This window comes from Paraburkholderia sp. RL18-085-BIA-A (assembly GCF_046027075.1).
GTDB lineage: Bacteria > Pseudomonadota > Gammaproteobacteria > Burkholderiales > Burkholderiaceae > Paraburkholderia.
Genome location: NZ_JARESU010000219.1, coordinates 1 through 9329 on the forward strand (window position 1 = coordinate 1; position 9329 = coordinate 9329).

Sequence of the window (9329 nt, forward strand, 5' to 3'; positions counted from 1 at the left end):
GGTGTAGCGATGGATATCGCCCTCCACCCGCCGGGACACGATCTCCGTATCGCCATGATGGCGATCGGCGTGCACAATGAGTGAGGAGATCAACAACTGCTTTTGCATCATCAAGCCATTCATGGCGTCGTTCCGTTCGTAATGTCTGTGATCGGGGAGGCAGACGGCCGTACCCCTCTATCGGGTTCCGTTTCAAGGCCGCGAATCGGGACCCCGTGCTTCCCCTCTCCTGGGCTTTTGCGATCAGACAACGGCGCTGGCGGCGGGAGATATCGCGATGCGACATGGGCTGCGTGGTCGGTGCACGCAGCCGTCTTTTCGCCGCCTGTGACCTGCGATGACCCGGCGTAGTGCTGAAGTCCTGATATTGCCTAACCATCTATTGCGTCTTGCGAGCGAGGCATTGAGTGTCACGAGGACCCCGGGGGATCTCGGGAGTCCCCGTGAATTTCAGATCAGTTGAATGCCGTGAGATCTTTCGGCTTGATGCCATGCTGCTCGCAATAGGCAAGATAGCGCTGCAGCCCTGACTTCCAGTTTTCGAGCGCGACGATGTTGTCGTTCCCGTCGAGGAACAGGAGATCGCCGGTCACCTGAACCAGCGTGACCACATATCCGTCTCCGCTTCCCGTGCTGACGACTTCAGGCGTGTGGGTCGATGCGGCGGTCTCGTACACGACGCTGCCGGGTCCGGCGATCCAGTCGTGCTCCTTGTATTTCCACTTCCCTTCGATCGTGTAGACCATGACCGTACCGGTGTGGTGATGCTTGGGCAGTTGCATGTCGATCGGTGACTTCATCAGCACGATCCATTCACCCCGGATCGGGTCAAGCTTGAAGTACTTCAGCAGGACGTTTTCCGCATACGGCGCAAACGGTACCCACGGTAGCGATTCGCCATCAATGACTGCGGTGTCGACGTGTTCGTAAAGCATATCTGTCTCCATTGATGTGGTAGTGGTCGAAACCTGCAAGCGTGCCAAGGCCGCCCGTCCCTGATGGGCGGGTGCCCTGGATACGCAGGAGGAAGCTGTTCGCCTTAGACTAGCGGGCTACCCGCGAGGGTGGCGCGCAGCATCTTTCGTGGCGAGTTGTCGTAGTCCGCCACTGCGTAGTGCTGAACCTGCAGGTTGTCCCACATGGCAACCGTGTTGGTTCTCCACTTAAGACGTACCTGGTATTCCGGAATCGCGGCCTGAGAGGTCAGATAGTTCATCAGATGATGAGCCTCCGGCATGAAGTCCTGACCGTATCGGATATCCTCGAAGTTGAAGAAATTCGAAAAATGGGTCGTGAATGTCGAGTTGACGAACAACACCTTTTCACCCGTCTCGGGATGGATGAGCACAACCGGATGCTCAGCGGCGGGATTCTTCGCGGCCATCGCGTGACGTTCTTCGATCGGCAACTGGGCGCCAAACGTGTGCTCGGCACTGTGCTTGGCGTACAGGCCGTCGATCCGTTGCTTGATGGAGTCGGGCAGCTTTTCGTAGGCCATCACCATGTTGGACCACATGGTGTCTCCGCCGGATGCCGGACCCTGTTCGCAACGCAGCACCGCTCCGCGGGGCGGTGCCTTCTTGAAGGTGACATCGGCATGCCAGAGGTTTTCGCGGCTGGCTTTTTCGACGAAGCTCTTAGGCTTGCTCGAGTCGAGATTGCGGTACAGCATCAGCAGCTTGTCCGCCTCCGGATGGCTCGGGGCAAGGGGATGACATTCCAGTTCAGCGAATTGCGCGGCGAAGTTCTGTTGCTCCATCGGCGTAATGTTCTGATCGCGGAAGAACAGGACTTTGTGCTTGAGCCACAGCGCCCGGATTTCGGCGATGGCGTCAGGGTCCAGCGCGGCATCAGCCAGGCTGATGTTGCTGAGTTCGGCGCCGATGGCGGGCGTGCAAATCTCCACCTTGATCGAATGCTGGCGCACCGATGGCCGGATAATGGCCGGCGACGCGGATGTGGCTTGGGAAGTAGTGTCCTGGGGTACGGCGGTTGCTGTCATTGATGTCTCCAATCTGTGTTTGTGCGGCGGCGGCGAGCCATGTGTGCGTCCGGCAGATGTAGCTGGCCCTTGTCAGCAGGAAGGCAGGGGCACTGTTTCGTCGACCACGGGATCCAATACTACGCATTGCGGCCGCGATACCATTAGCATGGCCGGACAATTTATTTGCATATTGGGACAGCAGGCCCGGTGCCGTGGCTGAAAAACGGAGAGCAACAACGCTCGCGTGCTTCCGGGCGGCCATGCAGGTAGTCGGGTAATCGAGGGGAACGGGCGGCGGATCGGTGACGTCGGCAACGTGCAGGGTGCGGCGGGTTCAGGCAGTGCGGCAGGCCCGGATGACGGAGAGGCGCGGGAGCCGACTCCGAACCTCCTTCCTACCTCCTACGTGTGCGAGATGGGCCCCGCTGCCGCCTTGCTCTCTCGGTATTGGGCGGCCCAACCCGAGGGTGTTTTTCCAAACTGGCTGCGGAACCAGCGCGAAAAGTCAGCGGCAGAGGAAAAACCGAGGAGTTCGGCGACTTCATACAACCTGCGTTTGCTGTTGGCCAGATACTCCTCAGCGAGTTCAGCACGTACCGCATTGATGATCGTGCTAACACTCTCACCCTCGGCCGCCAGGTGCCGGTTAAGAGTACGTCGATGCATGCCAAGATGCTGGGCGACCTGGTCGACGGAACAAAGTCCGCCTGGCAGTAGCATCCTGACGATCTGGCGCGCCCGTTGCGCCGGCTCGTCGCGGAGGTTGGCCAGTTGCATGTCCAGCCATCGCTTCACCTCCCGATTCAGCGTCGGGTCTGCAGCAGGGATGGGCATGTCCAGGTCGCGCCCGCGGCAAACGATGGCATTGCATTCCTGTGAAAACTCGATAGCCGTACCCAGCACGCGGTGGTGCACGTCAAGACTGGCGGGCCGCTCGTGAGTGAAAGTGACCCTGACCGGCCGGAAGGTATTGCCACTCAGGGCCCTGAACATCCGTAACAGGATGCCGGTCGACATTTCGATAGTCTGGCGCCAGACGCCGTGCCCCCCCTGCATATTCGCGCCCACATGCAGCAGCACGACGTCGCCTGCGTCGTCAAGCCGCAATTGCACGCCGGCGTTGTGCAGTCGCGCATAGCGGACGCCAGATTGCATTGCTGCGCGCAACGTTGGTTCTTCCCGGAGCACCAGCGCCAGCACGCCCAGATTGGCCAGGCTTCTCGTTTCCGCGAGCAACAGTCCGAAGGCCTCCTGAGCGGACAGACGTGCCGACTCCTCCAGCAGCCACCCCACCGAATCGGCACTGATCATCAGATTCGGATCGTCGAAGACCGTGTCCGGCAGCCTGGCCATCCGCAGCATGCGAAACGGATCGAGCCCCACTGAACGGGCCACGTGTTCATAGTCGGTAAGGCTGGCACTTCGCGTCAGGGTATGCACGGACTGTCCCAATTTCACAAAAGTCTGTCCCGGCAAGCTTAGTACGGAACAGCCTGCCAGCGCTATCTTACAGCCCGGGAACTTCAAAAGATGGAGACAGACAATGGACACCAGCGCTGCAACGCACATCGGTCAACCGCGCGCCGCATTCGGGCAAGTGGATGCCGACGACCCCGCCGCATTCAACCACTGCTTTGCCGAAGTCAACGGCATTCGCATGCATTACATCGACGAGGGGCAAGGCCCGCTCGTCATTCTGCTGCATGGATTTCCATACCTGTGGTACATGTGGCGCCGCCAGATCGGGGCGTTGGCCCAGGCCGGCTTTCGGGTCGTCGTCCCCGATCAACGGGGATTTGGGCAAAGCGACCGGCCAGATTCCATCGAAGCGTACGACATGAGCCAGTCCGTCGGCGACATGGTTGGCTTGATGGCGGCCCTGGGTGAAACATCCGCGGTGATCGTCGGACACGACCTGGGCGCATGGGTGGCTCAAGCGGCGGCCATGACGAGGCCGGATCTGTTCCGCGGCCTCGTGATGTTCAATACTCCGGTGCCACCGCGCGGAAAGGTCAAACCAACCGTCGGCTTGCGGGAAATGGCAAAAGGCAGGGTGTACCACCACCTGTACTTCCAGCAGCTCGACAAGCCGGATCGCGAGTTCGCCAGTGATCCGCGCAAGACATTGCGCAGCATCTTCTACTCGGTCTCCGGCAGCGCCGTCGGCGCCGAACGCTGGCGCCTGTTCGTCGAAGCCGGCGAGCCGATTCTCAACGCCTTCACTGAGCCGAAGGAGTTCCCGTCATGGTTGAGCGCACGGGCGATCGACTACTACGTCGACGAATACACGCGCACGGGATTTACCGGCGCCATTAACTACTACCGCTGTCGCGACCGGAACTGGGAAATCACCTCGTTTCTGGACGGCGCGGTGGTCCGCCAGCCGAGTATGTTCATCGGTGGCGCTGCTGACCCTTCCCTCGAACCGGTCGAAATCCGCGCTATCTACGACCGGCTCGACACCTATCTGCCCGGACTGCAGAACAAGGTGCTGCTACCCGGCGTGGGCCATGCTGCGGCGGAAGAAAGCGTTGATCAGGTCAACGAATTGCTCCTGGAATTTCTCGGGCAGTTCAAGAGCTAGCGTCCTGGTTGTCCGGCTGCGATGCCCGGATCGGGGCGTCCAGCGACATGGCTGCTTGAGCGCAGGACAGGTTTCACTATCCCTGAGAGCCCCCAGGATGAATGAGCGGCCGTGGGAAAGCCTGGCACACGCCGCCGCGGACGCCAGAGTTGGAAAGAGAGAGCTGCGCACAGATGGCATTAGCAGCAGCAATAACAGGAGACAGAATTGTGGCAGTGAATATGCAAGAAACAGCGTGCTATGACGGCGAGCGCCCGCAGCGCATTCGCGGCTATGCATGCGTCATTTTTGCGCTGACATTCGGACTGCTCTTGTCCGACTATATGTCGCGGCAAGTGCTCAGCGCAGTCTTTCCGCAAATAAAGGCGGAGTGGGGCCTGTCCGACACCCGGCTCGGAGCGCTCAGCGGCATTGTCTCGCTGGCTGTTGGCATCCTGGCGTTCCCAATCTCGCTTGCCGCCGACCGATGGGGTCGTGTACGCAGCGTGACCCTCATGGCGGCGATCTGGAGCATCGCGACCTTGCTCTGCGGCCTGTCGCACAACTACTTCACGTTGCTGTCGGCGCGCTTTCTGGTCGGTGTCGGCGAAGCCGCTTACGCCAGCGTTGGCATGGCCATTCTGATCAGCATGTTCCCGGCACGGCACACCTCCACGGTAGCGGGCGCATTTATGGCGGGCAGCATGGTCGGGTCGGTCATGGGGATCGGGTTTGGCGGTTCACTGGCAAGCCATTTCGGTTGGCGCAGTGCGTTCGTTGGCATGGCGATCTTTGGTATCGCGCTGACCCTGCTCTACATGATGGTCGCGAGTCCGGCGCGGATCGAAGGGGCGAGCGGTCAATCAACCGGCATCAAGCAAACTGAATCGCTGGCGACCATCCGCGTCGGGCAGGTCTTTAGAGATCTGTTCACCTCCCGGGTGTTGATCTGCGTCTACATCGGCAGCGGGCTGCAGCTCTTCATCAACGGTGGCCTGCTTGCCTGGCTGCCGAGTTTCCTGAATCGGGTCTATGACATGCCACTGAGCAGGGCGGGCGGCGTCGCGGCCATCTTTGTCCTGTGCGGTGCATGCGGAATGCCCCTGTGCGGCGCACTGTCCGATCGCCTGGGCCGTGATTCGCCACGACGGAAAATGCTCCTGGCGATCACCTTTAACCTGACCTGTGCAGCATTGCTGTTCGCGGCATTTCAGTTTCCCGCCGGTTCAATCCAACTCACTCTTATCGCATTGGCGCTGTTCTTTAGCGCTGGCGTGATGGGCCCGGCCGGTACGATGGTTGCGAATCTGACGCCCAAGGCGATCCATAGCACAGCCATGGCAACGCTCGCCCTGGCCTTCAACATTCTTGGGCTGGCGCCTGGTGCCGTTGTGACGGGAATATTGGCAGACCGACTGGGGCTGGCGCCCGCCTTGCAACTATTGCCACTCGCCAGTGTCGCGTCCGCCGTCGTCCTGTTGATTGGCGTGCGTTATCTGCGTGGTGCGCGAGGTCGTGGTTCAAATAGCTAGGGTGGCAGAGACGTTTCACGTAAATATGGATGCCTTATCGATTGAACAGGACAGCATTCCAGATCGAGGCGCAGCGGTGAACTTGAGCACGAGAGTGTCGTGCGAGAAGTGCCGACACAGGCCAAGGTTGCCGGCGATCCGCTGGGTCGAATGGCCGGAGAGGGTGGCCTGCTGCCGATCAAGGCACAACGAGGTTGACGATGCGTATGCCGATTGCAGTCGGCACGCGGCCATGAAGGTCATTCGCCTTCATGGCCGCGTGGACGTTCGTGTGTCCGCTTCGCTCAGACAACAGACCCTTGTTCGCAATCGTTTCTGTCGCCTCTGCGATGCATCGACACGCTTGCGGTCAAGCCCTTTTGCAGTCCATTTTGCGTCAGTTATCTCCGTTGGAGAGTGGGTCAGATCGATCACCGCCGGTCATCGGGCCGCCTATCACGACCACAACGATGGCCGGCGCCGGTCGGCCTATATCAGCCCCTATTTTTAAAGGCATGACGTGGCGAACTGCAATCGCTTGCCGAATCACGCTAAATAAATAATGTCGACATAAATAATTATTGGCGCTATGCTGGAGTCATTGTCCTTACCCAAGATCACCACGGAAACGCATAAGCGAGACGGAGTTGCGTGTCAGTGGTTGAGCGGCGTGATCGACCGCCGCCCGGAGCAAGTAGTACGGCGCGATTCGTATCAGACGTTTAAATGGTTGGAGGAGCAAATGAGTACCCGGGAAAGGTCGTTGAGCATCTTGGTCGCAAAGTGGCTTGGCCAGGATTTGATGGGTAGTGCCCGAGTTACGCGATTCAGCCAATCACGACAAAGGCCATGGCGTTCTGTGTGCGTGGAGACCACCCAACCGGCTGGCCCAATCGCGATCGTTTTCTTTCGACACGACGACGGATCGTGGTGTGTCTTCCCACCTGATGCGAAGCGACCCGCGATGAGTTTCGCGCGGAACCCCGTACCCGCGACGGGTTACTTACTTGCGTCTGCGGCGTAATCAACACGTCGCACAAACAGTCGCCGTCGATCCAACCGGACGAAAGCGCGGATGAATCGACGATCGCGTCGTGGTTACGCGGTCATAGATTATTGGCCGGCTCGGCGCAAAATGGAGCGAGAAGAGAACGTCGACGATGAGCCCTATTGGCCGTCTCACGCACGCTGCCCATACAAGACGCCCGCAAAAAACGCCACGCCGACAGTCACAAGCATCGATCGGCCTAGGCAACAACAGGAGACAATCTTCATGACTCAACGCCTCGAAGCGGCACCCGCAGTGGTCCGCGCAACCTCTCTGGGCAACTCGATCAGGGTCGAGCCGCTCACTTGCACGATCGGCGCCGAGCTCGGCAACGTCAACCTGGGCGCCGCTGCCGAGGATGACCTGCTGATGGCAGAGATCCGGGCACTGCTCCTGAAGCATCGCGTGGTGTTCTTCCGTGACCAGGACATCACGCGCGCGCAGCACGTGGCCTTTGCGCGCCGTTTCGGCGAGCTGGAGGACCATCCAGTGCTAGGCAGCGATCCCGATTGCCCCGGACTGGTTCAGATCTACAAGACCCCGGAGAGTCCTCTCGAACGCAACGAGAATTCCTGGCATACCGATGCGGCCTGGCGCGACAAGCCGCCATTAGGCTGCGTCCTGCGCTGTGTCGAATGCCCGCCTGTGGGCGGCGACACGATGTGGGTCAACATGGTTGAGGCTTACAAGCAACTGCCCGAGGATATCAAGACGAAAATCGCCTCATTGCGCGCGCGCCACAGCATCGAGGCGAGCTTCGGCGCCGTGATGCCGATCGAGAAGCGTCTTGCGCTGAAGGCCCAGTACCCGGACGCGGAGCACCCGGTTGTGCGTACCCACCCCGAAACCGGAGAGAAGGTGCTATTTGTCAGCGGAAGTTTCACGACACACTTCACCAATTTCAATACGCCGGCCAACGTGCGGTTCGGGCTGGACAAGTCGCCGGGCGCCAGTCAGTTGCTTAACTACCTGACCAGCCAAGCCAATATTCCCGAATACCAGGTGCGTTTTCGCTGGAAGAAAAACAGCGTTGCGTTCTGGGACAACCGTTCGACCCAGCACTACGCAGTGATGGATTACCCCCCGTGCCATCGCAAGATGGAACGCACCGCAATCATCGGCGACGCGCCGTACTGAATGATCGACATGAACTCTATGACACCATCGTCAGCGACAAACCCTACTAACAGGTTCACTGAACTTCGATAGAAATCGAGAAATCGGCATCGCCGCTCTCTCTTGTGCCATTTTTCCGTTTTCGGAGAGTCCCAATCTCCAGCGGGCGTTCGCCCCCCGTCCCATATCGCCTTTAGTGGCTTCGGCGCGAGCCGGCAAGGGGCGGCTCATGTTCAGGTTTGCAGGATGCTTGCCCTTGGCCGTGCGCATGGGCGCGCGGCACAGGAGCACGCGGGCAAGGTCCAGAAAAACCGCCTGCGGGAGCAGTTTGGCGATCATCTGATGGCCAAGGCTGCGAACCGGGCGTTGTGTGGAATTGATCCAGTCGTGTCGATGAGGCCGACGGGGAAAACGTAAGCGCCCGATCCAACCTGCCGCACCATCAATCACCACAAGGAAGCGCCATGGCCACGTTACAGCCCCAGATTGGCACGGTCCCCCTCATGAATGCCGATACGGGCCTGCCGCTTCCGCAGCGCTTCTGGGCGATCGTCTTCGTCTCACTGGGTACCATACTCGCCATGCTCGACGGCGCGATCGCCAACGTCGCGTTGCCGACCATCGCGCGCGACCTGCATACGTCCGACGCCGCGTCGATCTGGATCGTCAACGCATATCAGCTCGCCATCACGATCACGCTGCTGCCGCTCGCGTCGCTTGGCGAACGCGTCGGCTACCGGCGCATCTACATCGCCGGCCTCGCGCTGTTCACCGTCGCGTCGCTCGGCTGCGCACTCGCCAGCTCGCTGCCGACACTCACGGTGATGCGTGTGATCCAGGGGTTCGGCGCATCGGGCATTATGGGCGTCACCGCGGCGCTCGTGCGGACGATCTATCCACCGTCAATGCTTGGACGCGGCGTGGCGGTCAATGCGATGGTGGTCGCACTGTCGGTGGCGATCGGGCCAACGGTCGCGTCCGCGGTGCTGTCAGTCGCATCATGGCCGTGGCTTTTCGCGATCAACGTGCCGATCGGCATCGCCGCGGTGCTCGGCGGCCTGCGCGCGCTGCCCGCCAATCCGCTGCACGACGCGCCGTACGATGTCC

8 protein-coding genes are annotated in these 9329 nt (G+C 60.3%); 4 read left to right on the forward strand and 4 right to left on the reverse strand.

Translation table 11 applies throughout. The annotated features are described in order from the left end of the window. Positions 1-455: 455 nt before the first annotated feature. The 3 genes from P0D89_RS48710 to P0D89_RS48720 all read right to left on the reverse strand — a co-directional run bounded on the left by P0D89_RS48710 (position 456) and on the right by P0D89_RS48720 (position 3424). The gene (locus P0D89_RS48710; RefSeq protein ID WP_408369641.1) at positions 456-935 is read right to left on the reverse strand and encodes a 2,4'-dihydroxyacetophenone dioxygenase family protein; all 480 of its coding nucleotides are present in this window, start codon (positions 933-935) and stop codon (positions 456-458) included. Between the two features lie 104 nt (positions 936-1039). Continuing rightward, positions 1040-2002 (reverse strand): TauD/TfdA dioxygenase family protein, encoded by a 963-nt coding sequence (locus tag P0D89_RS48715; protein WP_408369638.1) that lies wholly within the window; start codon positions 2000-2002, stop codon positions 1040-1042. 384 nt (positions 2003-2386) lie between these two features. Further along, positions 2387-3424, reverse strand: coding sequence for an AraC family transcriptional regulator (locus P0D89_RS48720; protein ID WP_408369636.1), 1038 nt, complete (start codon positions 3422-3424; stop codon positions 2387-2389). 103 nt (positions 3425-3527) lie between these two features. Between P0D89_RS48720 and P0D89_RS48725 the strand changes: the two genes are divergently transcribed. The 3 genes from P0D89_RS48725 (at position 3528) to P0D89_RS48735 (ending at position 8243) form a co-directional block, all read left to right on the forward strand. Next, positions 3528-4568 carry an alpha/beta fold hydrolase gene (locus tag P0D89_RS48725; RefSeq protein ID WP_408369633.1) on the forward strand — a complete coding sequence of 347 codons (1041 nt, stop codon included), beginning with the start codon at positions 3528-3530 and terminating at the stop codon, positions 4566-4568. A 209-nt stretch (positions 4569-4777) separates the two neighbouring features. Next, positions 4778-6079: an MFS transporter gene (locus tag P0D89_RS48730; RefSeq protein WP_408369630.1), complete on the forward strand. Its 1302-nt coding sequence runs from the start codon at positions 4778-4780 to the stop codon at positions 6077-6079. A 1312-nt stretch (positions 6080-7391) separates the two neighbouring features. After that, positions 7392-8243, forward strand: coding sequence for a TauD/TfdA dioxygenase family protein (locus tag P0D89_RS48735; RefSeq protein WP_408369646.1), 852 nt, complete (start codon positions 7392-7394; stop codon positions 8241-8243). Positions 8244-8273: 30 nt separating this feature from the next. Here P0D89_RS48735 and P0D89_RS48740 read toward each other — a convergent pair whose 3' ends face one another. Next, positions 8274-8561: a hypothetical protein gene (locus P0D89_RS48740; protein WP_408369627.1), complete on the reverse strand. Its 288-nt coding sequence runs from the start codon at positions 8559-8561 to the stop codon at positions 8274-8276. A 164-nt stretch (positions 8562-8725) separates the two neighbouring features. Between P0D89_RS48740 and P0D89_RS48745 the strand changes: the two genes are divergently transcribed. Then, on the forward strand, positions 8726-9329 hold a 604-nt coding region (locus P0D89_RS48745), incomplete at its 3' end, for an MFS transporter (RefSeq protein ID WP_408379095.1).